Origin of the sequence: Halomonas sp. B23F22_20 (assembly GCF_043496985.1) — a bacterium.
Taxonomy (GTDB): Bacteria; Pseudomonadota; Gammaproteobacteria; order Pseudomonadales; family Halomonadaceae; genus Halomonas.
The window spans coordinates 75,797-100,090 of the sequence record NZ_JBIEKH010000006.1; the positions used below are offsets into that span (position 1 = coordinate 75,797).

23 protein-coding genes are annotated in these 24,294 nt (G+C 68.4%); 15 read left to right on the top strand and 8 right to left on the bottom strand.

The annotated features are described in order from the left end of the window. Positions 1–95: 95 nt before the first annotated feature. The 4 genes from ACGTN6_RS06220 to ACGTN6_RS06235 form a co-directional block, all read right to left on the bottom strand. Positions 96–1,451, bottom strand: a complete 1,356-nt coding sequence (locus tag ACGTN6_RS06220; protein WP_394590470.1) for an MATE family efflux transporter — start codon at positions 1,449–1,451, stop codon at positions 96–98. 182 nt (positions 1,452–1,633) lie between these two features. Continuing rightward, positions 1,634–1,882, bottom strand: coding sequence for a YfhL family 4Fe-4S dicluster ferredoxin (locus ACGTN6_RS06225; protein ID WP_183386061.1), 249 nt, complete (start codon positions 1,880–1,882; stop codon positions 1,634–1,636). Between the two features lie 58 nt (positions 1,883–1,940). Beyond that, positions 1,941–2,420: a pantetheine-phosphate adenylyltransferase gene (coaD, locus tag ACGTN6_RS06230; RefSeq protein WP_394590472.1), complete on the bottom strand. Its 480-nt coding sequence runs from the start codon at positions 2,418–2,420 to the stop codon at positions 1,941–1,943. Beyond that, positions 2,420–4,312, bottom strand: coding sequence for a beta-ketoacyl synthase (locus ACGTN6_RS06235; protein ID WP_394590622.1), 1,893 nt, complete (start codon positions 4,310–4,312; stop codon positions 2,420–2,422). The genes coaD and ACGTN6_RS06235 overlap by 1 nt, the downstream gene beginning before the upstream one ends. Before the next feature lie 202 nt (positions 4,313–4,514). On the opposite strand from ACGTN6_RS06235, the gene trmB reads away from it, so the two are divergent. Further along, the gene (trmB, locus tag ACGTN6_RS06240) at positions 4,515–5,204 is read left to right on the top strand and encodes a tRNA (guanine(46)-N(7))-methyltransferase TrmB (protein WP_394590474.1); all 690 of its coding nucleotides are present in this window, start codon (positions 4,515–4,517) and stop codon (positions 5,202–5,204) included. A gap of 51 nt (positions 5,205–5,255) precedes the next feature. Here the strand turns inward: trmB and ACGTN6_RS06245 are convergent, their stop codons facing one another. Next, positions 5,256–6,149, bottom strand: a complete 894-nt coding sequence (locus tag ACGTN6_RS06245) for a LysR family transcriptional regulator (RefSeq protein ID WP_394590476.1) — start codon at positions 6,147–6,149, stop codon at positions 5,256–5,258. A 119-nt stretch (positions 6,150–6,268) separates the two neighbouring features. On the opposite strand from ACGTN6_RS06245, the gene ACGTN6_RS06250 reads away from it, so the two are divergent. The 3 genes from ACGTN6_RS06250 (at position 6,269) to dacB (ending at position 8,549) form a co-directional block, all read left to right on the top strand. Beyond that, positions 6,269–6,685, top strand: a complete 417-nt coding sequence (locus ACGTN6_RS06250) for a PACE efflux transporter (RefSeq protein WP_394590478.1) — start codon at positions 6,269–6,271, stop codon at positions 6,683–6,685. Next, positions 6,682–7,014 (top strand): DMT family transporter, encoded by a 333-nt coding sequence (locus tag ACGTN6_RS06255; RefSeq protein WP_394590623.1) that lies wholly within the window; start codon positions 6,682–6,684, stop codon positions 7,012–7,014. Before ACGTN6_RS06250 ends, ACGTN6_RS06255 begins: the two co-directional genes overlap by 4 nt. Before the next feature lie 86 nt (positions 7,015–7,100). Beyond that, positions 7,101–8,549, top strand: coding sequence for a D-alanyl-D-alanine carboxypeptidase/D-alanyl-D-alanine endopeptidase (dacB, locus tag ACGTN6_RS06260; RefSeq protein ID WP_394590480.1), 1,449 nt, complete (start codon positions 7,101–7,103; stop codon positions 8,547–8,549). Here the strand turns inward: dacB and ACGTN6_RS06265 are convergent. Then, a complete protein-coding gene (locus ACGTN6_RS06265) occupies positions 8,543–9,424 on the bottom strand; it encodes a LysR family transcriptional regulator (RefSeq protein WP_394590482.1) in 882 nt (293 codons plus the stop codon). The two genes, dacB and ACGTN6_RS06265, sit on opposite strands and share 7 nt — an antisense overlap. 135 nt (positions 9,425–9,559) lie before the next feature. On the opposite strand from ACGTN6_RS06265, the gene ACGTN6_RS06270 reads away from it, so the two are divergent. From ACGTN6_RS06270 to aroQ, 6 genes are all read left to right on the top strand, one after another. Continuing rightward, a complete protein-coding gene (locus ACGTN6_RS06270; RefSeq protein ID WP_394590484.1) occupies positions 9,560–9,772 on the top strand; it encodes a hypothetical protein in 213 nt (70 codons plus the stop codon). Further along, on the top strand, positions 9,765–11,213 hold the full coding sequence (locus tag ACGTN6_RS06275; RefSeq protein WP_394590486.1) for a sodium:solute symporter family protein: 1,449 nt from the start codon (positions 9,765–9,767) through the stop codon (positions 11,211–11,213). Before ACGTN6_RS06270 ends, ACGTN6_RS06275 begins: the two co-directional genes overlap by 8 nt. 36 nt (positions 11,214–11,249) lie before the next feature. Next, the gene (locus ACGTN6_RS06280) at positions 11,250–12,551 is read left to right on the top strand and encodes an amidohydrolase (protein ID WP_394590488.1); all 1,302 of its coding nucleotides are present in this window, start codon (positions 11,250–11,252) and stop codon (positions 12,549–12,551) included. Positions 12,552–12,615: 64 nt separating this feature from the next. Further along, positions 12,616–12,987, top strand: coding sequence for a diacylglycerol kinase (locus ACGTN6_RS06285; RefSeq protein ID WP_394590490.1), 372 nt, complete (start codon positions 12,616–12,618; stop codon positions 12,985–12,987). Positions 12,988–13,052: 65 nt separating this feature from the next. Continuing rightward, entirely contained in the window at positions 13,053–16,031 is a 2,979-nt protein-coding gene (gene glnE / locus ACGTN6_RS06290; RefSeq protein WP_394590492.1) for a bifunctional [glutamate--ammonia ligase]-adenylyl-L-tyrosine phosphorylase/[glutamate--ammonia-ligase] adenylyltransferase, read from the top strand. A gap of 31 nt (positions 16,032–16,062) precedes the next feature. Beyond that, positions 16,063–16,497 (top strand): type II 3-dehydroquinate dehydratase, encoded by a 435-nt coding sequence (gene aroQ, locus ACGTN6_RS06295; RefSeq protein WP_394590494.1) that lies wholly within the window; start codon positions 16,063–16,065, stop codon positions 16,495–16,497. A gap of 13 nt (positions 16,498–16,510) precedes the next feature. Here aroQ and ACGTN6_RS06300 read toward each other — a convergent pair whose 3' ends face one another. Together ACGTN6_RS06300 and ACGTN6_RS06305 are read right to left on the bottom strand one after the other, a co-directional pair. After that, positions 16,511–17,464 carry an AEC family transporter gene (locus ACGTN6_RS06300; RefSeq protein WP_394590496.1) on the bottom strand — a complete coding sequence of 318 codons (954 nt, stop codon included), beginning with the start codon at positions 17,462–17,464 and terminating at the stop codon, positions 16,511–16,513. A 101-nt stretch (positions 17,465–17,565) separates the two neighbouring features. Beyond that, entirely contained in the window at positions 17,566–18,345 is a 780-nt protein-coding gene (locus ACGTN6_RS06305; protein WP_394590498.1) for an IclR family transcriptional regulator domain-containing protein, read from the bottom strand. A gap of 155 nt (positions 18,346–18,500) precedes the next feature. Between ACGTN6_RS06305 and ACGTN6_RS06310 the strand changes: the two genes are divergently transcribed. From ACGTN6_RS06310 to ACGTN6_RS06330, 5 genes are all read left to right on the top strand, one after another. Further along, positions 18,501–19,865, top strand: coding sequence for a lyase family protein (locus ACGTN6_RS06310; protein WP_394590500.1), 1,365 nt, complete (start codon positions 18,501–18,503; stop codon positions 19,863–19,865). 239 nt (positions 19,866–20,104) lie between these two features. Continuing rightward, positions 20,105–20,923 (top strand): CoA transferase subunit A, encoded by an 819-nt coding sequence (locus ACGTN6_RS06315; RefSeq protein WP_394590502.1) that lies wholly within the window; start codon positions 20,105–20,107, stop codon positions 20,921–20,923. After that, a complete protein-coding gene (locus ACGTN6_RS06320; protein WP_444875041.1) occupies positions 20,923–21,711 on the top strand; it encodes a CoA-transferase subunit beta in 789 nt (262 codons plus the stop codon). Before ACGTN6_RS06315 ends, ACGTN6_RS06320 begins: the two co-directional genes overlap by 1 nt. Before the next feature lie 16 nt (positions 21,712–21,727). After that, positions 21,728–22,936 (top strand): 3-oxoadipyl-CoA thiolase, encoded by a 1,209-nt coding sequence (gene pcaF, locus ACGTN6_RS06325; RefSeq protein WP_394590504.1) that lies wholly within the window; start codon positions 21,728–21,730, stop codon positions 22,934–22,936. Between the two features lie 156 nt (positions 22,937–23,092). Next, positions 23,093–24,292, top strand: a complete 1,200-nt coding sequence (locus ACGTN6_RS06330; protein WP_394590506.1) for an alpha/beta fold hydrolase — start codon at positions 23,093–23,095, stop codon at positions 24,290–24,292. Positions 24,293–24,294 lie beyond the last annotated feature (2 nt).

Here is a 24,294-nt window from a genome sequence, read left to right on the forward strand (position 1 = left end):
CTTTTCTCTGATGGGGCCGGCGGGCGCCGGCAGGGAGATTCTTCAGCCACTTAACGCTGACGTAAAGGTGAAATGTTGTCAAAAGCGACGAATGTCTAACTTTTGGCGCTCAGGGTCGCATCGTGTGACCAGCGGGTGCGCCGATAGTGGAGGTAGTAGGCGATCAGCACGCCGGAGCGCACCGTGGTGAAGACGCTGAAGGCCAGCCACAGTCCATGGTTGCCGAGGCCCTGGGTGAGCCACCAGGTGGGTAGGTAGACGGCCAGGGCGATGAAGATGCTGTTGCGCATCTCGCGGGTAGAGGTGGTACCGATGAAGACGCCGTCCAGCAGGTAGCTCCACACGGCGATCAGCGGCATGGCGACCATCCAGGGCAGGTAGGTGGCGGCGGTGTCGCGCACTTCCGGCAGCCCGGTGAGCAAGGCGATCAGCCACTCGCCGCCCAGCGCAAAGGCCAGGGCAGCGAGGCCGGCGGTCAGCAGCGAGAGGCGCGCCGCGGCCTGCACCGACGCGGCGAATTCGCCCCAACGGCCGCGCCCCACCGCACGGCCGGTCAGCGCCTCGGCGGCATGGGCGAAGCCGTCCAGCCCGTAGGAGGTCAGCATGATGAACTGCAGCAGCACGGCGTTGGCCGCCAGTACGGTGTCACCCTGGGCAGCGCCCCGCGAGGTAAAGAAGGCCATGGCGAACAGCAATCCCAGGGTACGCACGAAGAGCTGGGCATTGACCCGGAACAGCTCGCCGTAGGCGGACAGCCGCAGCAGCCGCGAACGACGGATGTGTCCCCCCAGCGTTGCCAACTGGTGGCGCACCCGCCACAGGCCGTAAGTCAGCGCCGTGTAGTCGGCGATCACCGTGGCCCAGGCCACGCCGTCGCTGGTCATTCCCAGGCCGACCACGAACAACAGGTCCAGGGCGATGTTGACGCCGTTGGTCAGCACCAGCAGCGCCAGGGTGACCCGAGAGTTCTGCTGGCCCAGGAACCAGCCGAGGATGGCGTAGTTGGCCAGCACCGCCGGTGCCGAGAGCAGGCGGATGCCGGCGTATTCCGCGGCCAGTGACGTGGCCTCGGGGCTGCCGTCGAGCAGACGCAGGCCGAGCGTGATCAGCGGGTCGCCGGCCAGGATCAGCAGTCCGCCGATCAGGGCGGCCAGCAGCAGCGACTGGCCCAGCAGGTTCTTCACCGCCTCATCGTCTTCCCGGCCCGCCGCCTGGGACGTGAGGCCGGTGGTGCCCATGCGCAGGAAGCCGAAGCCCCAGTAGAGGAAGCCGAACAGCGTGGCGCCCAGTGTCACGGCGGCCAGGTAACGGGAGTCGGGCAGGTGGCCGACCACCGCGGTGTCGACCAGGCCGAGCAGCGGCACGGTGACGTTGGAGAGGATGATCGGCCAGGCCAGGGCCCAGATGCGTTGGGGAGCTCGGGTTGGCGTGGCGGGGGTGGTCTCGGACACGGTGGCTCCGGTCGGGGAACGAAGCCGGCAGGATGGCCGCTGGTCACGCCAGGCGCAAGTCTCCCGCGGCAGCCCGCGCGCCCTAGGCACATCACGCGATTACCGGCCCAGACCGGGAGGGTGGCAAAGCACGACGCCCCGCCCAAGGCGAGGCGTCGCTGGCGAGCATCCTCGCGGGGCGCTCAGGCAGCGGTGATGCGCTGGTACTTCTCCATCAGCTCATCCCGGCTTTCCTTGCGCTCGGGGTCGAGCGGGATGCAGTCCACCGGACAGACCTGCTGGCATTGCGGTTCGTCGTAGTGGCCGACGCACTCGGTGCAAAGGCCGGGATCGATGACGTAGATCTCTTCCCCCGGCGAGATGGCGCCGTTGGGGCATTCGGGTTCGCAGACGTCGCAGTTGATGCACTCGTCGGTGATCATCAGGGCCATGGGGTACCTCACGGAAATCTTGGCCGGCGAGCTCGGGCAGAATGCCCGAGTGCTCTAGTCAGGTATTGTAATGACTCTTGAGCGCTTCGGCGACCTCGGGGTGCACGTGCTTCGAGACGTCGCCGCCGAGCCGGGCGATCTCGCGTACCAGGGTGGAGGAGATGTAGGAGTTCTCCACCTCGGGCGTCAGGAAGACGGTCTCGAGCTCGGGCATCTGGGCACGGTTCATGTTGGCCAGCTGCAGCTCGTACTCGAAGTCCGAGACTGCGCGCAGCCCGCGCAGCAGCACGCGGGCCCGCTGCTGCTTCATGAAGTCGGTCATCAGGCCGGAGAAGCCGGTCACCTCGACGTTGTCCAGGCCGGTCACGACCGTGCGGGCCAGGGCGATCCGCGTGTCCAGGTCCAGCACCGGCCCCTTGCCGGGGCTGGTGGCGATGGCGACCACCACCTTGTCGAACAGTCGCGCGGCCCGCTCGATCAGGTCGAAGTGGCCGTTGGTGATGGGGTCGAAGGTGCCGGGGTAGACGGCGACGTTCATCAGGCTTCTCCGTCGTCGAGCGTACCGAAGGGGTTGTTCACGGCAAGCGACACCGGCTTGGCGTAGCCGGGAATCCGGATGCTGTCGGCGCCGACGTCCAGTTCCGGGCCTTCCAGCACGCCTTCGCCGAAGCGGTAGCGGGGCTGGAAGCGGCCGTGATCGGCGTCGTGGAGATAGGCGGCGGCGGCCCGGCGGGTATCCTCGCGGCGGTGGCGCCAGTCGTTCATCGCCGCTTCGCCGTGGCGGGCAGCCATCAGCCGCTCGGTCACCGCGGGCGACAGCACCACGCCGGTGGCGTTGTTGCCGCCGAAGCCCTTGGCATTGATGAAGGCGGCGTCGGCGTTGAAGCGCTGCGGCTCGCGGAACAGCCGCAGCCGCTCCCCGTGCACGTCGTCGGGCAGCGTGGCGTCCAGGGTGGGAATGCCCGGCAGCAGGCCGTGGGCGAAGCTGCCCAGGGCGCTGGTCAACTGGTCGCCGGCGGCGCTGCCCTGGGAATGCCCGACGAAGGCCTTGACCGCCACCACCGGCCAGTCCTCGATGTCGTGGGCGCGGGCGACCAGATCGAAGACGTGGGATTCGGTGATGCGGTTCTTCGGCGTGCTGGTGCCGTGGGCATGCAGGAAGGTGCGCTGGCGCAGGGCGGTCTCGCCGAGCAGCTCGCGGACCAGCGAGGCCGCCTTGCCGAGGGTGATGTAGTTGCCGATGCCCGGCGCCGAGATCGAGCGCTTCCAGCCGTCGGCGTTGACATAGACGTCCGGCACGCTGCCCAGTACTTCGGCGCCGACTTCCAACGCCAGGGCGTCATCCATCAGCATCACGAACTGGCTGGACTCGCCCATGGTGAAGCCGCAGTTGCGGGCGAAAGGGCGGCAGGCGCGCTGGTAATCCAGGTCGGTGAGCAACTCCAGGGCGTCCAGGGCCTTGAGGCTCTCGTCGTCGGCCAGCGCGCCCATGGTGCGAAAGCCTTCGATGATTTCCGGCGTGATGGGCGCGTCCGCGGTGCCGACTATGACCACCCGGCGGCGGCCGGCACGAATGTCGTCGACCCCCAGGCGAAGGTTGTAGAGAAAACTGGCACAGGCGCCCAGCGCGGCCCCGGTGCCGCCCACGCTGCCCAGCACATAGGCGTTGAGGAAGTCGGCGGGCATCTGGCCGTAGCCTAGGGGCATCTGCTTGGAGGTGGCGCGCTTGCCGGAGACGAAGCTCTTGAGCAGCCCGCCCCAGCCCTCGTCATCGAGCTGGCCGATGGAGTTGCCGGCGTAGACGGCGACCTGGTCGGGGTCGAGGCGGTCGCGCAGCGTATCCCACTCCAGGCCGCTGTCGCCGAGGCAGTCGCTGGCCGCGAAGATCGCCATGGACAGGCCGCGAGGATGGTGGACGCTGCGGTAGAGCTGGCTGGGCTCGAAGCCCGAGGGCAGCTGGCCGGCGGCGCGCACCTGGGCCTGACGAGTCTCGGGAAGCATCACGTCCATCTCGCCGGCCGGCACCGAGACCTCGAGGGTGCGGCGGTCGACCTCGCGCACCTGCCAGGTGGGCGGCAGGCTCTCGGGCAGCTGGCGGCGGCGCACGCGGAACGTCATCGGGCTCTCGAGGGCCAGGCTGGCTCGGCGATTGGCCGGCAGCCCCTCGGCGTTGAAGCGGGGATCCTCGATGCGCCGGATCAGGGTGTGGTCGAGCACGCGCTGGCGGGTCTGCTCGACGATGGCCGCAGCATCGAGGGGCTGGCCATCGACGTCGTGCCAGGCATCGTCTGCCTGGGCGCTGGCCAGGCGCATCATGGCCGCCAGGCCGAGCAGGGTCTGGGCCTGAACGTCGTCGGGAAGGGCGTCGAGCACGGTGCGGCGAAACGCCTGATGGCCCGAGGCTCGGCCGGCGGGGTTCACGCCGCCCATGCCCACGATCACCGGTAAATGTGACAAGCCGGGTTCCTCGTAGTGCGGTTGATATATGGGCTGCTATTGTCCTTTTGGCCAAGGATCATAGCACCCGGCCCGGTGCGCCGTCATGCGAGGGTGGGGGAAGGCGGCAGGCGCGCGAGACGGGCGATGGCTGGTAGAATGCGCGCCTTTCTCCAGTCGTTGACCCGTCACCGTCATGTCCGAGCGTTCTCGCATCATCACTTCCAACCAGCCCGGTCCCCATCAGGACCTGGCGCGTCGGGTCGACCGGGCCCTGACCCATCCGCTGCGCAAGCCGCTGGCCGAACACACCCGCCAGGCCTTCGCCGCGGCCGAGGCCTGGCGAACGGCGCGGGCCGACATGCCGCTGATCCTCGACGCCGGCTGCGGCGTGGGACTGTCGACGCGCCGATTGGCCGAGGCCTATCCCGACGGTGCGGTGATCGGCGTCGATCGCAGCGCCGACCGGCTGTCGCGGGATCACGGCGAGCTGCCCGACAACGCCCTGCTGGTGCGCGCCGATCTGGTGGATTTCTGGCGCCTGGCGCTGGCGACGGGCTGGCGCCCGGTGCGTCATTATCTGCTCTACCCCAACCCTTACCCCAAGGCCGCTCACCTCAAGATGCGCTGGCAGGGGCATCCGGTGTTCCCCGCCATCCTGGCGCTGGGCGGCCGGCTGGAGCTGCGCTCCAACTGGCGGCTCTACGTCGAGGAGTTTTCCCTGGCGATCGAGCAGGCGACCGGCGTCGCCGCGCCGGTGGAGGCCTATGATCCCGACGGTGACTTCCTGACCCACTTCGAGCGCAAGTATCACCTCAGCGGCCAGCCGCTGTGGCGCCTGGCGGCCGAGCTGCCGCATCGCCCCGAGCTGTTCCCCGTCGCTTGAGGGGGTGCGGTGCGCGCCAGGCGCGAGCGCAGTCACGAGTCGGGGTTTCCCCTAGCGTTGGCGGCGGTCGCGGAAGCGCTCCCCCAGGGTGCCGCGCAGCCAGCGGGTGATTGGCCCCTGGGCCGCGTCGCGGCGGGATACCGTCTCCACCTCGATGACCGGGAGCAGGCCCAGCGACTCGACGGAGATGGCCACCAGATGCTCGCGAAACGGTGGATACTGGGCGATGTGCTCGGGCACCAGGGCCCAGCCGAGGCCGCGGGTAACCAGCTCGGCCATGGAGTAGAAGCTGTTGAGGCGCCAGCACTGCGCGCTGAGCGGTGCCGCGGCATCGCCCTCGGAGCGAGAGGCGATCAGCAGCTGGCGATGGGCGGCCAGGTCGCCGGGCGTGGGGGAGCCGCGCTCCGCCAGGGGATGATCGCGCCCGACCACCAGCGACTGGCGCAGGTGGGCGATCGGCACTCCTTCCAGCAGCGGGCCGCGGCCGAGTCGGCCGAGCAGGATGCCCAGGTCGGCCGTGCGATCCTCTACCCAGCGGGCGATATCGCCCTGGGCGCCGTACAGCAGCGTCAGTTGAAGGGCGGGATAGTGCTGGGCCAGGGCCTCGAGCGTCTCGTCCACCGGGGGCATCTCGACCAGCGCCTCGTCGATGGCCAGCACCAGCCGGGCTTCCTCGCCCTGGGCGATGGCGCGGGCCCGGGAGTCCAGGCGCTGGCACTGCTGAAGTACCGCCCGGGCCTCGTGGAGCAGGGCCTCACCGGCCTCGGTCAGGCGCGGCAACCGGCCGGCTCGATCGAACAGGGTGCAGTCCAGATCGGCTTCGAGGTGGGCGATGGCGGTGCTTACCGCCGACTGGGCCCGGCCCAGGTGGCGGGCCGCGGCGGAGAAGGAGCCGCGCTCGGCGCAGGCGATGAGCACTTCCAACTGGTCGAGGGTCCAGCGCATGGGTGACCTATCGGATTTCTAGATGGAATCTAACTCGTATCCATCTTCATCATGGCGAGAATAGGCGCTCAGGTCGAGGCCCCGACGGCTTCGCGACGACAGGATCACGGGAGGTCACGATGCGCTCCTGGAAGGAACGACTGACGCATACTCTGCTATTCGAAGCCGGCGGGCTGGTGATGGTCACCCCGCTCGCCAGCTGGCTGACCGGCCATGACATGGGCGAGATCGGTGTGCTGGCGGTGGGGCTGGCCACGGCCGCCATGCTCTGGAACCTGGTCTGGAACCGCGCTTTCGATGCGCTGGTGCCGACGCGCCGGCGCAGCCTGGTGCAGCGCTTTGCCCAGGCCTTCGGCTTCGAGCTGGGACTGCTGGTGATGACCTTGCCGGCGGTGGCCTGGTGGATGGACATCGGCCTGATGGAGGCCTTCTGGCTGGACCTCGGCTTCATGCTGTTCTTCCTGGCCTATGCCATGGTCTTCAATACCCTGTTCGATCTGGCGATGCGCCGCTATCTGGCGCGGGGAGGTGCCTGATGGCCTATCTGTACCTGGCGCTGGCGATCATCGCCGAGGTGGTCGCGACCAGTTCGCTCAAGGCCTCCCAGGAGTTCACTCGGCTGTGGCCGAGCCTGGTAGTGGTGGTCGGCTATGCCATCACTTTCTATCTACTGACCCTGGCGCTGCGCACCCTGCCGGTGGGCATCGCCTACGCCATCTGGGCGGGGCTCGGCATCGTGCTGGTCACCCTGATCGGCATCCTGGTCTATGGCGAGCGTCTCGATTTGCCTGCCGTGCTGGGGCTGGCGATGATCATCGGTGGAGTGGTGATCATCCAGGCCTTCTCCCAGGTGTCCGCGCATTGAGGTGAAGGCGGTCGAATCGCGACCGGGGCGGGGGTAGACTGCGGCGTTGCCGTCTTCTTTCATCGCTCCTGCCACGGATGACCCTCATGCTGTTTCGCCGCCTGTCGCTCTGCCTCTCCCTGCTGCTCCTGTTGCCCCTGACCGCGCTGGCGCAGGGCTTCTCGCACCTCGAGGAACTGGCCGACGACGGCTTCCGAATAGGGGCCGAAGCGCGCCTGCTAGGCAACGGTGAGCCGGGTGAGACGCTGGGTAGCCTGTCCCCGGGGCAGCAGTTGGCGCCGGCGTCGGTCTCCAAGATCTATCTGGCAGCGGCGGCGCTCGACCGCTTCGGCCCCCAGCATCGCTTCACCACGAAGCTGGTCGGTGCCACCGAGCCCGATGCCGCGGGCGTGCTGCACGGCGACCTGATTCTCGACGGCGGCGGCGACCCGGCGTTGACCACCGAGGACCTGTGGCGGCTGGTACAGCGTCTCCATCAGGCCGGGGTACGCGAGGTCACCGGGCGTCTGGTGGTCAGCCAGTGGCGTTTTGGCCCGGTGAGCTGCCTGACCGTCGACCGCTGCGAGGGCCAGCGCCGGGTCGACAACGCCTACAGTGCGCTGCTGTCCTCGGCGGCGGTCAACTATGGTAACTGGTGCGTGACCGTGGCGCCGGCACGCTCGGCCGGTGCGCCGGCGGTGGTCACCCCCTGCGATGGCCAGACCGCGCTGGTGCGCATCGACAATCGCATCGAGACCAAGCCCGCTGACAGCGGTACCCAGCTGACGGCGCTGCGGGTGACCGACGGCCAGGGCGATGTCATGCGCGTCGACGGCCAGATCTCCACCAACGCCTACCCGCGTCAGCTCTACCGCACCAGCTCCGATCCCGCCGATCAGACGGGGCGTACCCTGATAGCCATGCTCGAGCAGGCCGGTATCCCGGTGGCGGGCGGGCACGCCACCACCACCCTGGAGCCGCCGGCCGGGGCCCATCGTCTCGCCGCGGTGGACGGCAAGCCGCTGCAGGAGCTGCTGCTGCGCACCCTCAACTATTCCAACAATTTCATGGCCGATACGCTCGCCCTGGATCTGGCGACGGGGGCACGGCCCTCTCTGACCCAGGGCAGCGATGCCATCGAGGCGTTCGCCGGGAGCCTGCCGGGGCACGGCCCGCTGCGCCTGGACAGCGGCAGCGGCCTGACGCCGGAGAACCGCACCAGCGCCGCCGGGGTGAACGTGCTGCTGGAGCACATGTTCCGCCAGCCCTCGCTGTTCCCGAGCTTCGTCGCGGCACTGCAGTCGCCGAGCAACGGCGTGATGCGCTTCATCCGCCGTGGTCCTGCGATCTTCCAGGACCATGTGATGCTCAAGACCGGGACCCTCAACCAGCCGGTGTCGGTGCGCGCCGCGGCCGGTTATTTCCGTACCCTCTCCGGGCGCTGGGGCGTGTTCAGCGTGCTGGTCAATGGCACCGGCTCGACGCCCTACCTGAGCTGGTCGCAGGTGCTGGACCGGCTGTCCGAGGACCTGGCGACGATGATTCGGGCTCACTGAGTCGCCAGCGCGACCAGGTTGTGCAGGGCCGGTGAGTCGTTGTCCGGCCGCCAGGCAAACCACAGGCTCATCTCGCAGGCTTCAAGCTCGGGGAGGCGCAGGAAACGCACGCCGGGCGTCGGGTGGCTGCTGCTGGCGGCGGGCAGGATGGCGATGCCCAGGCCGGCGGCCACCATGCCGAGCAGGGCGATGTTGTCGGCGCCGTACTGCACCACCCGGGGCTGGAAATCGAGGTGCCGGAAGTGGGCCTGCATGCGGTCGTAGTAGTGGGGGGAGACCTCGCGAAAGCCCCAGATGAAGTCCGCGTTCGCCACATCCTGGAGCCTTGTCGGCGGCTCGGTCGCCCAGGGCGAGCGCTCCGGCACCGCCAGGATCAGGTGATCTCGCTGCAGCAGCCGCGCCTCCAGGCCGGGCTGGTTGTCGTCGTCGAGGTAGAGGATGCCGGCGTCGAGACTGCCGTCCTGCAGGCGTTCGAGCTGGGGGCCCGACAGCAGCGGAAAGACCTCGAAGGCCACCTGCGGGTAGCGGTCGCGATAGCCCGCCAGCAGGCCGGCGACCTCCGGCACCCACAGGTGCGTCACCGTCACGCCCAGGCTGACCCGGCCGATGACGCCCTGCCCGAGACTCCAGAGGCGCGTCCTTAGTCGCGCACGCCGGTCGAGCAGCTCCCGGGCCTCTTCCTGAAGGGCGCGACCCGCCACCGTTAGCCGCATGCCTCGGGCGTGACGCTCGAAGAGTCGCGTCTCGAGATCTTCCTCCAGCAGCCGGATCTGGCGTGTCAGCGCCGGCTGGGCGACATGTACCCGGCGGCTCGCCGCGGACACCGAGCCTTCCTCGACCACGGCGAGGAAGTAGTGCAGCTGTCGAAACTCCATGGATGATGCCTTGCTTGAGATGCCGAAAAGGTATGGGTGGCATCTATTATAGATATTTTTTGTATCGGCTGTTCTGCGCCATAGTCCAGTGACAACCCATAACAAGACTCGCCACCGGCGAGCTGGACGACTCCCATGAGCAAGACCTACCACACGCTGGTCGGGCTGCACTTCGCCCTGTGCACCCTGGCGATGATTTGGCCCGGCGCGCTGATCGCCAACCGCATAGAGCCGATCGTGTTCGGCCTGCCGTTCCTGTTTGCCTGGTACATCCTGTGGATGCTGGTGCTGTTCATCGGCATGTGGGTGGCCTTCGGCGTGCGGCACGGAGGGCATCGCGATGAGTGATGCCATGATCGTGACCGGCGTTACCCTGGCCTACTTGCTGGTGGTGCTGTGGGTGGGCCTGCGTGCCCGCGGCCAGGGCGGATCGAGCCTGGAAGGCTATGTCGCCGGCGGGCGTCATGTCGGGGTGGTGATCCTGTTCTTCATCCTCGGCGCCGAGATCTTCTCGGCCTTCGCCTTCCTCGGCACGCCCGGCTGGGCCTACCAGCATGGCGCGCCGGCCTTCTACATCCTCGCCTACCTGTCGCTGGTGCCGATCACCATCTGGATGCTGGGACCGCGGGTCGCCGCGCTGGGACGCGCCCGGGGCTATCTCACCCAGGGTGACATGATCGCCGACCACTACCAGAGCAAGGGCCTGGGGATGCTCGCCGGCGTGATCGGAGTGGTGGCTCTGGTGCCTTATCTGACCATCCAGATCGCCGGCGCCGGGCTGCTGTTCGCGGCTGCGACCGACGGCCTGGTGCCCTTCTGGCTGGGTGCCCTGCTGGCCTTCCTGGTGGTGGCCGCCTACGTGTTCTGCAGTGGCCTGAGCGGCATCGGCTGGACCAACCTGGTGCAGGGCATCACGATGATCGCCATCGCCTGGTTCCTCGGCCTGGCGATTCCCGAGCGGCTGTTCGACGGCGTCGGCGAGATGTTCGCCCGCCTCCAGGTCGAGGCGCCCGATCACCTGATCCTGCCCGGCGCCAATGGCATGGGCTGGGGTTACTTCAGCACCGCCATACTGATCAGCGCCTTCGGCGGCGCCATGTGGCCGCACCTGTTCATGAAGTTCTACTCCGCCGACAGCGGGCGTAGCCTGCGTCAGGTCAGCGTCTTCTATCCGCTCTATGCCTACCTGCTGGTGCCGTTGCTGCTGATCGGCTTCGCCGGCGTGCTGGTCTTCGCCGATGCGCCGCTGGCGCGCCCCGATACGGTGCTGCTGCGCCTGGTCATGGACGTTGCCGACTTCTCGCCCTGGGTGGTCGGGCTGATGCTTTCCGGCGCCCTGGCGGCGGCCATGTCCACCGGTGCCAACCTGGCCCACACCGCGGCCGTGGTGCTGGTCCGCGATGTTCTCGGCACCACCCTGATGCGAGGTGCCAGCGAGCGAGCCTCGGTGTCGGCGACCCGCTGGAGCGTGCTGGGCCTGTCGCTGGCGGCCTATGGCATCGCCCTGCTCAACCCGGCCTCGCTGGTGATGATCCTGCTTACCGCCTATGGCGTGATCGTGCAGCTCTTCCCGATGGTGCTGGGTGCGCTGTTCTTCCCATCGCTGCGGCGCGTCAGCGTCATGGCCGGCGCCATCGCCGGCAGCCTGACCTTCCTGCTGCTCGATTTCGGAATCGGCTCCCCGCTGGGCTGGCATGCCGGCGTCTGGGGCGTGCTCGCCAACCTGGTGGTGCTGGGCGTGTGCCAGGCGCTGCTGGCCAGGCAGGTGGCTGCTCGGGCCGAGGCCTGATTCGCGCCAGAATTTTCTATCCAGAAGGAGTGATCCATGAGCCATCACGCAGAGCAGGCGGGCAGGAAGACATCCATCGAGACACGGGTCGAACAGGCCCTGGAGCGGGTGCAGGGCCTCTACAGGGACCTGCATTGCCACCCGGAGCTGCCCTTCCAGGAGCATCGCACCGGCGCCAAGATCGCCGAGGCGCTGGAGGCCCTGGGCTACGAGGTGACCCGCGGCGTCGGCGGTACCGGCGTGGTGGCCCTGCTGCGCAACGGCGAGGGCCCCACGGTGATGCTGCGCGGCGACATGGATGCCCTGCCCATCGAGGAGCAGACCGGGCTCGACTTCGCCAGCCGCGAGACCGCCGAGACCGCCGAGGGTAAGCGAGTGCCGGTGATGCATGCCTGCGGCCACGACCTGCACAGCAGCTGCCTGGTGGGCGCCGGCGCGGTGCTGGCCGGGCTCCGCGAGCAGTGGCGAGGAACCCTGATGCTGGTCGCCCAGCCCGCCGAGGAGGTGTTCGGTGGCGCCCAGGCGATGCTGGACGACGGCCTCTACGAGCGCTTCGCGCGGCCGGATATCGTGCTCGGACAGCACAACATGCCGGCCCGGGAAGGCACGGTGGGGCATATCGCCGGCAGCGCCATGGCTGCCGCCACCACCCTGGGCGTGACCATCCACGGCGATGGCGGCCACGGCTCGATGCCGGCCCAGACCGTCGACCCTGTGGTGATCGCCGCCCACGTGGTGACCCGCCTGCAGACCATCGTCGCCCGGGAGGTGCCGCCCGAGGAGACGGTAGTGGTCACAGTCGGCAAGCTGCACGCCGGCACCCAGGGCAATATCATTCCCCATACGGCGGAGCTAGAGATCAACGTGCGCGGCTTCGACAACGCCCTGCATCGCCAGGTGCTCGAGGCCATAGAGCGCATCATCCACGCTGAGTGCCAGGCCGGTCGTTCGCCCCGGGAGCCGGAATTTCGGGTGCTCACCGAGACCCTCGCCCTGCACAACGACGAAGCGAGCGTCGAGCGGGTGCGCCGTGCCCACGCCGCCCAGTTCGGCGAGGAACGGCTGTTCGCCATGCCGCGTCTCAACGGCAGCGAGGATTTTCCCTACTTCGGCAATGCCGAGGCAGGCGGCTTCGGCGGCGAGGACATCCCCTGTGTGTACTGGTTTATCGGTTCGACGCCCGAGGCGCGCTGGCGCGACACCCCGGGCAACGGCGTCGCCGAGAAGATGCGCCATCTTGAGATGCCGCATTCGCCCTACTATTCACCGGGGCAGGCGGCGACGCTGAAGACCGGCATGGCGACGCTGGCCAGTGCCGCCCTGGCCTGGTTGGCGTAACACGCGCGACGTTCGGCTCTGCTACCATCGCGGCTTCGAAGCCAATCGCTGACGGATGCTGCAGATGAAACCCGGACACACCGGCTGGCGCCACCTGGTGCACTCCACCCGCTATTCCCTCAAGGGCCTTGGGGCGGCCTACCGCCACGAGGCCGCCTTTCGCCAGGAACTCGGCATCTGCGTGATCCTGCTGCCGCTGGCCGTGTGGGTCGGCCGCGAGCCGGTGGAGTGGATCCTGCTGATGGGCAGCTGCCTGCTGGTGCTGATCGTCGAGCTGCTCAACAGCGCCATCGAGAGCGTGGTCGACCGCATCGGCCCCGAGCGCCACAAGCTGTCCGGGCGCGCCAAGGACATCGGCTCGGCGGCGGTGATGCTGTCGCTGATGACCGTCGCGCTGACCTGGGGGCTGATCGGCTGGGGTCGCTTCCTGGGCTGAGCTAGTGTGAGCCGCCTCGGCTTGGGTATGCTGAAGGGTATCGATCAACCGGATGCGAGATGCCCATGGCCCTGCCCGATGACTTCCTGCCGCTGGATGCCATTCCCGAGCCGCTGGTGGCGCCGCTGCATCATGCCTGGGAGCGCCTCGGCACTGCCCTCGAGCAGGCCGACAACCTGGCCTCGCTGCAGGACCAGGAAGGGCCGGGCGAGACCTGGGCGGCGCTGGCGCCGCATCGCCGCGAGCAGCTGGCTCGGGTACTGGCGATCTCGGACTTCGCCGCCGAGACGCTGATTCGCCACCCCGACTGGCTGCCCCACCTCGATGCCGCCGGCGAGCTGGACGCTGCACCCGACGGGGCGGCGTGGCACGAGACCCTCGCCGAGCGCCTGGAGAGCGCCGAGGACGAGGCGGCCATGCATGCCGCCATCCGACGCTTCCGCCGCGCGCGCATGCTGGGCATCGTGTGGCGCGACCTGACCCGCCCGCCGGGCATCGACATGTGGGCCACCGCCGCCGCCGTGACTCGACTTGCCGAGGCCTGCCTCGAGCAGGCCCTGGCCTGGCTCGAACGCCACCTCGAGGCGCGCTGGGGACGCCCGGCGCCGCGCGCCGACGGCAGCGAGCAGCGCCTGGTGGTGCTCGGCATGGGCAAGCTGGGCGCCGGTGAACTGAACCTCTCCTCGGACATCGACCTGATCTTCGCCTTCCCCGAGAAGGGCGAGACGCAGGGCGGCCGCAAGGCGCTCGAACACCAGGAATACTTCACCAAGCTCGGTCAGAAACTGATCACCGCCCTGGACGCGGTGACCGCCGACGGCTTCGCCTTCCGCGTCGACATGCGCCTGCGCCCGCTGGGCGACGGCGGCCCGCTGGTCGGCAGCTTTGCCTCGCTGGCCAGCTACTACCAGGACCAGGGCCGCGAGTGGGAGCGTTACGCCATGCTCAAGGCGCGCCCGGTGGCCGGCGACCTGGGCGCCGGCGCCGAACTGCTGGCCAGCGTGCGGCCTTTCGTCTATCGCAAGTACCTGGACTTCGGCGCCATCGAATCGCTGCGTGAACTCAAGGCGATGATCAACCGCGAGGTGCGTCGCCGGGGGATGCAGGGCAACATCAAGCTCGGCCCCGGCGGCATCCGCGAGGTGGAGTTCGTGGTCCAGGCCTTCCAGCTGATCCGCGGCGGACGCGACACCGAGCTGCAGGTCACCTCGCTCGCGACCGCCCTGGAGCGCTTGCCAGAGCTCGGCCTGCTGCCCGAAGAGGTGGTCGAGGAACTCACCCCCGACTACGTCTTCCTGCGCGACATCGAGCACGCCCTCCAGGCCCTGGAGGACCGCCAGACCCAGACCCTACCGGCCGAGGAGGTCGATCGCGAACGCCTGGCGCTGGCGCTCGACATGGAGGACTGGCCGGCGCTGATGGCGAGGCTCGACGAGGTGCGCGCCCGGGTGCGGCGGCACTTCGATGCGGTGATCGCCGACCCCGAGGAGGAAGTCGAGGACGAGACCGCCGCCGAGGCGGGCGGCGTCGAGCTGGAGGAATGGCGGGCGCTGTGGCGCGATGTCCAGGGCGAGGAAGAGGCCCTGTTGCGCCTCGAAGAGGCGGGCTTCGCCGACTCGGCCGCCGCCTACCGCCGGCTGCGCGCGCTGCGCGACTCGCGCCAGGTGCAGGCCATGCAGCGCATCGGCTACGAGCGGCTGGAGGCGTTGATGCCGCTGCTGCTCGATGCCGCGGCGGCCAGCGACGCCCCGGACATGGCCCTGGAGCGGGTGCTGCCGCTGGTCGAGTCGGTGCTGCGGCGCACCGCCTATCTGGCGCTGCTGCGTGAGAACCCCGAGGCGCTGGAGCACCTGATGCGGCTGTGCAGTGCCAGTCCCTGGATCGCCGAGCAGCTGGCGCGTCACCCCATCCTGCTCGACGAGCTGCTGACGCCGGACACCCTCTACACTCCGGCCGACAAGACGCGGCTGGCCGACGAGCTGCGCCAGGCCCTGGGGCGCATCCCCGAGGGCGACGAGGAGGCCGAGCTGGAGGCGCTGCGAGTCTTCAAGCATGCCCAGGTGCTGCACGTGGCGGCCTCCGACATCGCCGGCACCCGCCACCTGATGAAGGTCAGCGACTACCTGACCTACATCGCCGAGGTGGTGCTGGAGACGGTGCTGGGCATGGCCTGGAAGCATCTGACCCGCAAGCACGGCTTTCCGCTGCGCCGCGACGGCGAGCGCTGCGGCCAGGCCGCCGAGTTTCTGATCGTTGGCTACGGCAAGCTCGGCGGTATCGAGCTCGGCTATGGCTCGGACCTTGACCTGGTGTTCCTCCACGACGGCGCGACTCAGGGCAGCACCGACGGCCAGCGGCCGCTGGACAATGCCGTGTTCTTCACCCGGCTCGGCCAGCGCATCATCCACCTGCTGACCGCGGTGACCCCGGCGGGCAGCCTGTATGAGGTCGACATGCGCCTGCGGCCGTCCGGCAACGCCGGCCTGCTGGTGTCGAGCCTCGACGCCTTCGCCGACTACCAGCGCCGCGAGGCCTGGACCTGGGAGCACCAGGCACTGGTGCGGGCCCGGGTGGTGGCCGGGCATGCCGAGCTGGCTGAGGGCTTCGATGCCGTGCGCGGCGAGATCCTCGGTCGAGCACGCGACACCGCCACGCTGCGCGAGGAGGTGGTGGCGATGCGCCACAAGATGCGCGAGCACCTGGCCGGCGGCGGGGAGGGCGACGACTTCGACCTCAAGCAGGACCCGGGCGGCATGGTCGATATCGAGTTTCTGTGCCAGTACGCGGTGCTGGCGATGTCCCACGAGACGCCGGCGCTGCTGACCTACAGCGACAACATGCGCATCCTCGAGACCCTGGAGAGCAGCGGCCGGCTGCCCGCCGAGGACTGCCAGCGGCTGCGCGAGGCCTACCTGGCCTGCCGCACCGCGGCCCACCGATCGGCCCTGACCCGCGAGCCGGGCCGCGGCCGCAACGCCGACTTCGCGGAACACCGCCGGGCGGTCATCGATGCCTGGCAACGACTGCTCGAGCCGGCGACGTGACGCCTGCCACACTGATGAAGGACATCATGAAATGAACAAGGCACTTGTGCTGCACGGCCCCAACCTCAACCTGCTGGGGACCCGCCAGCCGGAGATCTACGGCCGCGAGACCCTCGCCGACATCGACTCAACCCTGCGCGAGCAGGCCCAGGGCGCGGGCTGGGAGATCGACTGTCGGCAGAGCAACCACGAGGGTGAGCTGATCGATGCTATCCACGCCGCCCGGCTCGACGGCACTGCTGCCATCATCATCAACCCCGCTGCCTATACCCACACCTCGGTGGCCATCCTCGATGCCCTCAACGCCTTCGACGGCAAGGTGATCGAGGTGCATCTTTCCAACGTTCACCAGCGTGAGGCCTTTCGCCACCACTCTTATGTCTCGTTGCGTGCCGATGGCGTGATCGCCGGGCTCGGAAGTCGCGGCTATGGCCTGGCCCTGGAGGCGGTGATGGCCGGCGTCTGAGGCATCGACGTCGTCAGGGCGTGACGAAGAGCCCGCCGTGGCGGATCAGCCACAGTGTCAGGCTGATGGTCAGGAAGGAGGCCAGGGTGCTGACCATCAGCGCCGCGGCGCTGATGTCGCCAAGCCCGAAGCGCTGCCCGAACAGCGGATAGACACTGATCATCGGCGCGCAGGCGAACAGCAGGGCGCCGGTGATCAGTAGGGGATCGACGTCCGGCAGCAGCAGAAAAACGCCGAACACTAACAGCGGGTGCAGTATCAGCTTGCCGACGGCGATCTGCCCCATATCTCGCACCATGCCCCTAGGCTTCAGGCCGTACAGCGACCCCCCGATCACGAACAGCGCGGCGGGGCCGGCGGCGCCGGCCAGCATGTCGATGACCTTGGCCAGGGGGGCTGGCAGAGGGCCTCCTGTTGCGGCTAGCAGCATGCCGATCACGAGTCCGATCAATACCGGGTTGCGTGCCAGGCGCAATCCCGTCTGGCGCAGTGTCTCGCGAAGGCCGTTGCCGGCCTGTTGGCCCAGCTCGGCGAGAATCAGCGCCAGGGGAATGATCAGCAGGTTCTCGATCAGCATGTTCAGGGCCAGGAACATCGCCGCGGGCGGCCCGAGCACCATGGCGGCTACCGGGTAGCCGATGAAGCCGCTGTTGGAGGCCGACATTCCCAGGGTCTGGATAGCGGCGGTGGCCAGCGACTTGCGTTCCAGCTCCAGCGTGAGCGCCAGGCCGAGGGCGAACACCGCCAGCGAGCCGGCGCCGTAGGCCAGCAGATAGTGGGGATCGAAAACCTCCTTGAGGGGATTCTGGGTCAGCGCGCGAATGACCAGTGCCGGCAGAGCGAAGTACATGACGAAGGTGCCGATCCCCTGAATCGCCTCATGGCCGATGAGGCGGCCGGCCCGAGCCAGGTAGCCCAGCCCGATGATCGCGAAGATCGGAGTGGTGATGGCGAGGATGTCGAGCAAACGTGGCCTCCTTGCCGTAGCACTCCCGTCTCGTGTGGAAGGCCGTGTGATTATGAACCGCTGGCATGACGCTGGCGGCGGGCGTCAATCAGGCGCGGGGGTCAGCTGACATTGGCGCGAATCAGCTGCACCTTGTCCTGCAGCAGCGGCAGGAACGATTGAGTCAGGGTGTCGAAGTCGATGCGCGCGGCGTTGGTGCTGACGTTGATGGCGCCCAGCAGCTTGCCGTTGGCGTCGAAGGCCGGCACCGCCAGGGAGCGCAGCCCCGGGTCCAGCTCCTGATCGACGATGCTGTAGCCCTGCTGGCGTACCTGGTCGATGCAGTTGCGCAGCTGCGCTACGTCGGTGATCGAGCGATCGGTGTGGGCCTCGAGCGTCACTCGCGCCAGGTAGGCCTCCAGGGCCTCGTCGGAGAGCTGGGCCAGCAGCACTCGCCCCATCGAGGTGTAGGCCGCCGGCAGGCGCGTGCCGACCGACAGGGTGATCGCCATCAGTCTATGCTTGGCGGAGGAGCGGGCCACGTACATGACATCGTCGCCGTCCAGCACCCCCAGCGACGAGGATTCGCCGATCTCGGCGGTGATGTCTTCCAGGTACTGCTGGATCACCGATCGATAGTTGTTGGCCGACAGGAAGGCGTAGCCGAGCTGAAGGACCTTGGGCGCGAGCTCGAAGTGGCGCTGCTGCTTGCGCACGTAGCCGAGGGCATGCAGCGTCAGCAGGAAGCGGCGGGCGCGTGCCCGGTTCATGCCTGTCTTGGTAGCAACCTCGCTCAGCGTCATGCGCGGCGAACTGTCGTCGAAGGCCTGGATCACCTCCAGCCCGCTGGCCAGGGCGGTGACGAAGTCACGATCATCGGGGGTCAGGGTCTCGTCATGCATGGCACGCGTCATCGCAGTTGGTCTGTATCGAGTTGATAGGTCATCAGGGATCAATCTAGCATATTGTTCGAATTGCGAACACTTGTACGACTTTGGTCAAGTGACGGGCCGGCCTCGTTTGCGGGGCGGCCATCTCACCCTAGGGAGATCCTGCCATGCCCGCCGATCTGATTCAGCGTCCCTTCATGAGCCAGCACGCCCTGGCCGCCAGCCGCGATGAGGACTTCATCGCCGCCATGCTGGCCTTCGAGCTGGCCCTGGCCGACACCCAGGAGGCCGAAGGGGGCATTCCCGCCGGGACCGCCGAACGCATGCGCGAGCAGCTGGAGGGGCACGCCTTCGACATGTCCGCGATCGCCGCCGGCATCGCCCGTGGCGGCAACGCGGCCATTCCCTTCGTCAAGGCCGGGCGTGCCGCGCTGTCCGACGACCTCAAGCGCTACTGGCATCTCGGCGCCACCAGTCAGGACGTGGTCGATTCTGCCCTGATGGTCCTGCTGACGCCACGGCTGGCCAGCCTGGATGCGCTGCTCCTGCGCTGCCGCAGGGCGGCGCTGCCCCTGATGCAGGCCCATGAACGGACGCCGATGGTCGGACGCACGCTGATGCAGCAGGCATTGCCGATCACCTTCGGCGTCAAGGTGGCGCACTGGGCGCTGGGCCTCGAGCAGGCGCGCCGGCGCCTGGCCGCGCTGGCCAGACCGGGGCTGCCGGTGCAGTTCGGCGGTGCCGTGGGCGTGCACTCTGGTTTAGACGAGCCGGGCCGGGAGGGCCTCGGCCTCAGCGTCATGGACGGCCTTGCCGAACGCCTCGGGCTGTCGGCGCCGGTGCTGCCATGGCACACCGATCGTCAGCCGATACATGCCCTGGCGACGGCTTTCGACGCCGTGGCCGGCGCCGCCGAGAAGCTGGCGCTGGACGTCGCCCTGATGACCCAGACCGAGCTCGGCGAGGTGTCCGAGCCGGCAGGCGAGGGCATGGGGGAGTCGTCGTCGATGCCTCACAAGCGCAACCCGGTGCGCAGTGCGATGATCCGTGGGGCCTGCCGACAGATCCATGGCCACACCTCGGTGATCCTCAACGCCACGGCACAGCCGCTGGAGCGAGGGCTTGGCGAATGGCATGCCGAGTGGGGGCCTCTGGTCGACAGCGCGCTGCTGCTGGAAGGCGCCCTCGAGCAGGCCGCCGTGCTGCTCGAAGGCCTGGAGGTCCATGGCGAGGCCATGCGACGCAACCTCGCGGTGACCGGCGGCGCGATCATGGCCGAGCCGGTGGCCAGGCTGCTGACGCCCCGCCTGGGCCCTGACGCGGCCAAGGGGCTGGCGGCGGAAGCGGCGGAGCAGGCCCGCCGCCAGGGCGGTGCCTATGCCGACGCGCTCGAAGCGTTGCTGGTGTCCCGGCATGGAGAACTGGCGGCCGAATTCGAGCGTGCCGATCTCGAGGCCGCCAGCGACCCGGCCTTATACCTTGGTAGCAGCGTAGCGCAGGTGGCGCGGGCGATCGCCTGGTTAGAGTGCTAATTAACACCTTGAAATATCGATAAAAAAGTCACGAGAGAGGGGGCCGGCATTGTCGGCCCCCTCTTGCGTGGTGATTTGACGATGCCTGTCGTGCGGATTATTTTGTTCGTATCACAAACCTATGTTCACATAGCGCACATCAAGGTTCGAACGCGCAGGCGCTCGAACAGCAATCCTCGAACGCCAGCGTGGGCCTCTCGGACGGGTTCCCGCGGTGTTCCAACCGAGAGGCGAACATCATGGCCGAGCTCCTCAGCCTGCATGACGCGGTGGCGCGCTACGTCGAAGACGGCGCCACCGTGGCCATGGAAGGCTTCACCCATCTGATTCCCTTTGCCGCCGGGCACGAAGTCATTCGCCAGGGCAAGCGTGACCTGACCCTGATCCGCATGACGCCGGACCTGGTCTACGACCAGCTGATCGGCGCCGGCTGCGCGAAGAAGGTGATCTTTTCCTGGGGCGGCAATCCCGGCGTGGGTTCCCTGCACCGCCTGCGCGACGCCGTCGAGAAGGGCTGGCCGCACAAGATCGAGATTCTCGAGCACAGCCACGCCGCCATGGCCTGCGCCTTCGAGGCCGGCGCCGCCGGACTGCCGCTGGCCGTGCTGCGCGGCTACGTCGGCAGCGAGCTGCCCAACGTCAACGACCAGATCAAGTTCATCGAATGCCCCTTCACCGGCGAGCGCCTGGCCGCGGTGCCGTCTGTGCGTCCGGACGTCTCCATCGTGCATGCCCAGAAGGCCGATCGCGCCGGCAACGTGCTGGTCGAGGGCATCGTCGGCGTGCAGAAGGAAGCCGTGCTGGCCGCCAAGCACAGCATCGTCACCGTCGAGGAAATCGTCGACGATCTCGATACGCATCCCAATGCCTGCGTGATCCCGGGCTGGGCCATCGACGCCATCGCCGTGGCCGAGAAGGGCTCGCTGCCGTCCTATGCGCACGGTTACTACCCGCGCAACAACAGCTTCTACAAGGAGTGGGACGCCATCGCCCGCGACCGCGATGCCTTCACCCAATGGATCGACGACAACGTCATGAACGCCGGGGGGAACGCCTGATGAGTACCGTCGAAAAGAGCCTGGACTACACCGCCGGCGAGATGATGACCGTGACCGCCGCGCGGGCGCTGGAAAACGGCACCACCTGCTTCGTCGGCATCGGCCTGCCCTCGGAGGCCGCCAACCTGGCGCGCCTGACCCATGCCCCGGATGTGGTGCTGATCTACGAATCCGGCACCCTGCAGACCAAGCCCGAGGTGCTGCCGCTGTCGATCGGCGACGGCGAACTGTGCGAGACCGCGCTGACCACCGTCTCGGTGCCGGAAATGTTCCGCTACTGGCTGCAGGGCGGCAAGATCAACGTCGGTTTCCTCGGCACCGCCCAGATTGACCGCTACTGCAACCTCAACACCACCCTGATCGGCGACTACACCGCACCCAAGGTGCGCCTGCCGGGCGGCGGTGGCGCGCCGGAGATTGCGACCAACGCCGGTGAGGTCTTCATCACCCTCAAGCACTCCAAGCGCGCCTTCGTCGACCAGGTCGATTTCGTCACCACCCTGGGCTTCGGCCGCGACGGCAAGGGCCGCGACGGGGTGCCCAACATCGGCAAGGGCCCGACACGGGTGATCACCGACCTGTGCGTGATGAAGCCGGACCCCGAGACCAAGGAGCTCACGGTGGTGTCGCTGCACCCGGGCGTGACCGCCGAGCAGGTCCAGGAGGCCACCGGCTGGGAGATCCGCTTCGCCGAGCAGCTGGAGAGCACCCCGGAGCCCAGTGCCCGCGAGCTCGAGGTGTTGCGTGAGCTCAAGGACAGGACCGCCCGCGCTCACACCGGCCAGTAAATCAGGAGATTCCAGCATGACCGACGTCTATCTCTGTCATCCCCGCCGCAGCGCCATCGGCCGCTTCGGCGGCACATTGGCCAGCGTGCGTCCCGACGACCTGGCCGCCGACATCTTCAAGGCCGTGCTGGCCGAGGCGCCGAGGCTCGAGGCCGCGGCGATCGAGGAAGTCTTCATGGGCTGCGCCAATCAGGCCGGCGAGGACAACCGCAACGTGGCACGCATGTCGTCGCTGCTGGCCGGCCTGCCGGCCTCCATTCCCGGTACCACCATGAACCGCCTGTGCGGCTCGGGCATGGACGCCGTGGGTACCGCCTTCCGCGCCATCAAGGCCGGCGAGATGGACCTGGCGCTGGCCGGTGGCGTGGAGTCCATGTCCCGCGCGCCCTACGTGATGGGCAAGGCCGAGAGCGCTTTCTCCCGCGGGCAGCAGATCGAGGACACCACCATCGGCTGGCGCTTCGTCAATCCGCTGATGAAGAAGGCCTACGAGACCCACTCGATGCCCGAGACCGCGGAGAACGTGGCCGAGCAGTTCGGCATCTCCCGCGAGGACCAGGACGCCTTCGCCGCGCGCTCCCAGGCCAAGGTCGCCGAGGCACAAGAGGCCGGGCGCTTTGCCGAGGAGATCGTGGCCATCGAGATCCCGCGCCGCAAGCAGGAGCCGCTGATCTTCGATACCGACGAGCATCCGCGTGCCGGCACCACCGTCGAGAAGCTCGCCAAGCTGCCGACGCCCTTCAAGGCCGAGGGCGGCAGCGTCACCGCCGGCAACGCCTCCGGGGTCAACGACGGTGCCGCGGCCATGCTGGTCGCCAGCCAGGCGGCGGTGGAGCAGCACGGCCTGACGCCCATGGCCAGGATCGTCGGCATGGCCACCGCTGGCGTGGAGCCGCGTATCATGGGCTATGGTCCGGTGCCTGCGGTGCGTCGCCTGCTGGAGCGGACCGGCGTGTCGTTGGACGAGATCGACGTCATCGAGCTCAACGAGGCCTTTGCCGCCCAGGCGCTCGCCTGCATGCGCGATCTGGGTCTCGAGGACGACGACCCGCGGGTGAACCCCAACGGCGGCGCCATCGCCCTGGGCCATCCGCTGGGCATGTCCGGCGCGAGGCTGCTGATGACCGCCGCCCATGAGCTTCAGAAGACCGGCAAGCGCTATGCACTGTGCACTATGTGCGTCGGCGTGGGGCAAGGCATCGCGACGCTGATCGAAAGGGTGTAAGAGGTACAAGAGGGAAGAGGGAAGGTAGAAGAGGGAAGGAAGAAAGACCGAGATTTCTGTCCTCTTCCAGGTGCCGAGCATCGGTCTTCCCTCTTCCCACGGTTTCCAATCGGGCGCCGAGCCGTGATTCGACGCCTGAGGATGGGAGAGTGTTTCATGGCATTTCTGAACATCGAGGGTCGCAGCGTGGCCTATCGCCTACTGGGCGCCGAGGCCAACCCGCTGGTGATCCTGGCCCATCCGCTGGGCATGACCCAGGCGGTGTGGGACGACGTGCTGGCGGCGCTGCTGCCGCGCTATCGTGTGCTGACCTGGGACCTGCCCGGGCACGGCGCCAGCGAGGCCTGGCCGGCCGACGGCGGCGAGATCACCCCGGAGGCGCTGGCCGCCGAGGCGCTGGCCCTGGCCGAGCGGGCCGGTGCGGCGCGCTTCCACTTCGTCGGTACCTCCATCGGTGGGGTGGTCGGTCAGCAGCTGATCCAGGCGAACGCCGAGCGGCTGCTGTCGGCCACCCTGACCAACACCGGCGCGGTGATCGGCAACGCCGAGCTGTGGAATACCCGGGCCGGCCGAGTGCGCGAGGAAGGCCTGGCCACCATGGCTAGCGAGATCGTGCCGCGCTGGTTCGCCGCCGACCTGATCAAGCGCGTCCCGGCCCTGGAGAGCGGCTGGTGCGTCCAGATGGCGCGCACCGACGGCGAGAGCTACGCCCGGCTGTGCGAGATGCTTGGCCGCACCGACTTTCGTGGCCGGCTCAAGGAGTCCTGTGCCGGTCCGGAGGGCGTCGACGTCCATCTGCTGGGCGGCAGCGAGGACATGGCGACGCCGCCGGAGACCCTGCAGACCCTGGCCGCCGAGTGCGGCGGCGCACCGCTGGAGGTCATCGAGGCCGTCGGCCACGTGCCCTCGGTGGAGGTCCCCGAGGCATTCGCCAAGCGGTTGCTGCTGTGGATGGCCGCGGATCGCTCGCAGGTCGGTGAACAGGGCGTGGCCTACGCCGAGGGGCTCGAGACCCGCAAGCAGGTGCTGGGCGAGGCCCATGTGGCGCGCTCCACCGAGAACGCCACCAGCCTGGACGCGCCCTTCCAGCAGATGATCACCCGGCTGGCCTGGGGCGAGCTGTGGGGCAACGAGGATCTGACCCGCGCCGAGCGCAGCATGATCACCACCGGCATCCTCGCCGCCCTGGGCCGCGAGGAGCTGGAGCTGCATCTCAAGACCGCCAAGCGCATCGGCCTCAGCGAGGCTCAGCTGCGCCAGGTGCTGATGCATGTGGCCATCTACGGTGGCGTGCCGGCGGCCAACCATGCCTTCGCGCTGGCCAAGCAATTGGGCTGGGGCGAGGCGCAGGACTGAGC

Excerpts from the sequence above, each read along its gene's own strand:
- ACGTN6_RS06270 (WP_394590484.1), top strand. The coding sequence starts at position 9,560 with ATGAGCAAGACCTACCACACGCTGGTCGGGCTGCACTTCGCCCTGTGC.
- coaD (WP_394590472.1), bottom strand. The coding sequence starts at position 2,420 with ATGAACGTCGCCGTCTACCCCGGCACCTTCGACCCCATCACCAACGGC.
- aroQ (WP_394590494.1), top strand. The coding sequence starts at position 16,063 with ATGAACAAGGCACTTGTGCTGCACGGCCCCAACCTCAACCTGCTGGGG.
- glnE (WP_394590492.1), top strand. The coding sequence starts at position 13,053 with ATGGCCCTGCCCGATGACTTCCTGCCGCTGGATGCCATTCCCGAGCCG.
- ACGTN6_RS06275 (WP_394590486.1), top strand. The coding sequence starts at position 9,765 with ATGAGTGATGCCATGATCGTGACCGGCGTTACCCTGGCCTACTTGCTG.
- ACGTN6_RS06280 (WP_394590488.1), top strand. The coding sequence starts at position 11,250 with ATGAGCCATCACGCAGAGCAGGCGGGCAGGAAGACATCCATCGAGACA.
- ACGTN6_RS06285 (WP_394590490.1), top strand. The coding sequence starts at position 12,616 with ATGAAACCCGGACACACCGGCTGGCGCCACCTGGTGCACTCCACCCGC.
- ACGTN6_RS06305 (WP_394590498.1), bottom strand. The coding sequence starts at position 18,345 with ATGCATGACGAGACCCTGACCCCCGATGATCGTGACTTCGTCACCGCC.
- ACGTN6_RS06265 (WP_394590482.1), bottom strand. The coding sequence starts at position 9,424 with ATGGAGTTTCGACAGCTGCACTACTTCCTCGCCGTGGTCGAGGAAGGC.
- ACGTN6_RS06245 (WP_394590476.1), bottom strand. The coding sequence starts at position 6,149 with ATGCGCTGGACCCTCGACCAGTTGGAAGTGCTCATCGCCTGCGCCGAG.
- trmB (WP_394590474.1), top strand. The coding sequence starts at position 4,515 with ATGTCCGAGCGTTCTCGCATCATCACTTCCAACCAGCCCGGTCCCCAT.
- dacB (WP_394590480.1), top strand. The coding sequence starts at position 7,101 with ATGCTGTTTCGCCGCCTGTCGCTCTGCCTCTCCCTGCTGCTCCTGTTG.
- ACGTN6_RS06315 (WP_394590502.1), top strand. The coding sequence starts at position 20,105 with ATGGCCGAGCTCCTCAGCCTGCATGACGCGGTGGCGCGCTACGTCGAA.
- pcaF (WP_394590504.1), top strand. The coding sequence starts at position 21,728 with ATGACCGACGTCTATCTCTGTCATCCCCGCCGCAGCGCCATCGGCCGC.
- ACGTN6_RS06330 (WP_394590506.1), top strand. The coding sequence starts at position 23,093 with ATGGCATTTCTGAACATCGAGGGTCGCAGCGTGGCCTATCGCCTACTG.
- ACGTN6_RS06250 (WP_394590478.1), top strand. The coding sequence starts at position 6,269 with ATGCGCTCCTGGAAGGAACGACTGACGCATACTCTGCTATTCGAAGCC.
- ACGTN6_RS06320 (WP_444875041.1), top strand. The coding sequence starts at position 20,923 with ATGAGTACCGTCGAAAAGAGCCTGGACTACACCGCCGGCGAGATGATG.
- ACGTN6_RS06235 (WP_394590622.1), bottom strand. The coding sequence starts at position 4,312 with ATGGGCGGCGTGAACCCCGCCGGCCGAGCCTCGGGCCATCAGGCGTTT.
- ACGTN6_RS06310 (WP_394590500.1), top strand. The coding sequence starts at position 18,501 with ATGCCCGCCGATCTGATTCAGCGTCCCTTCATGAGCCAGCACGCCCTG.
- ACGTN6_RS06225 (WP_183386061.1), bottom strand. The coding sequence starts at position 1,882 with ATGGCCCTGATGATCACCGACGAGTGCATCAACTGCGACGTCTGCGAA.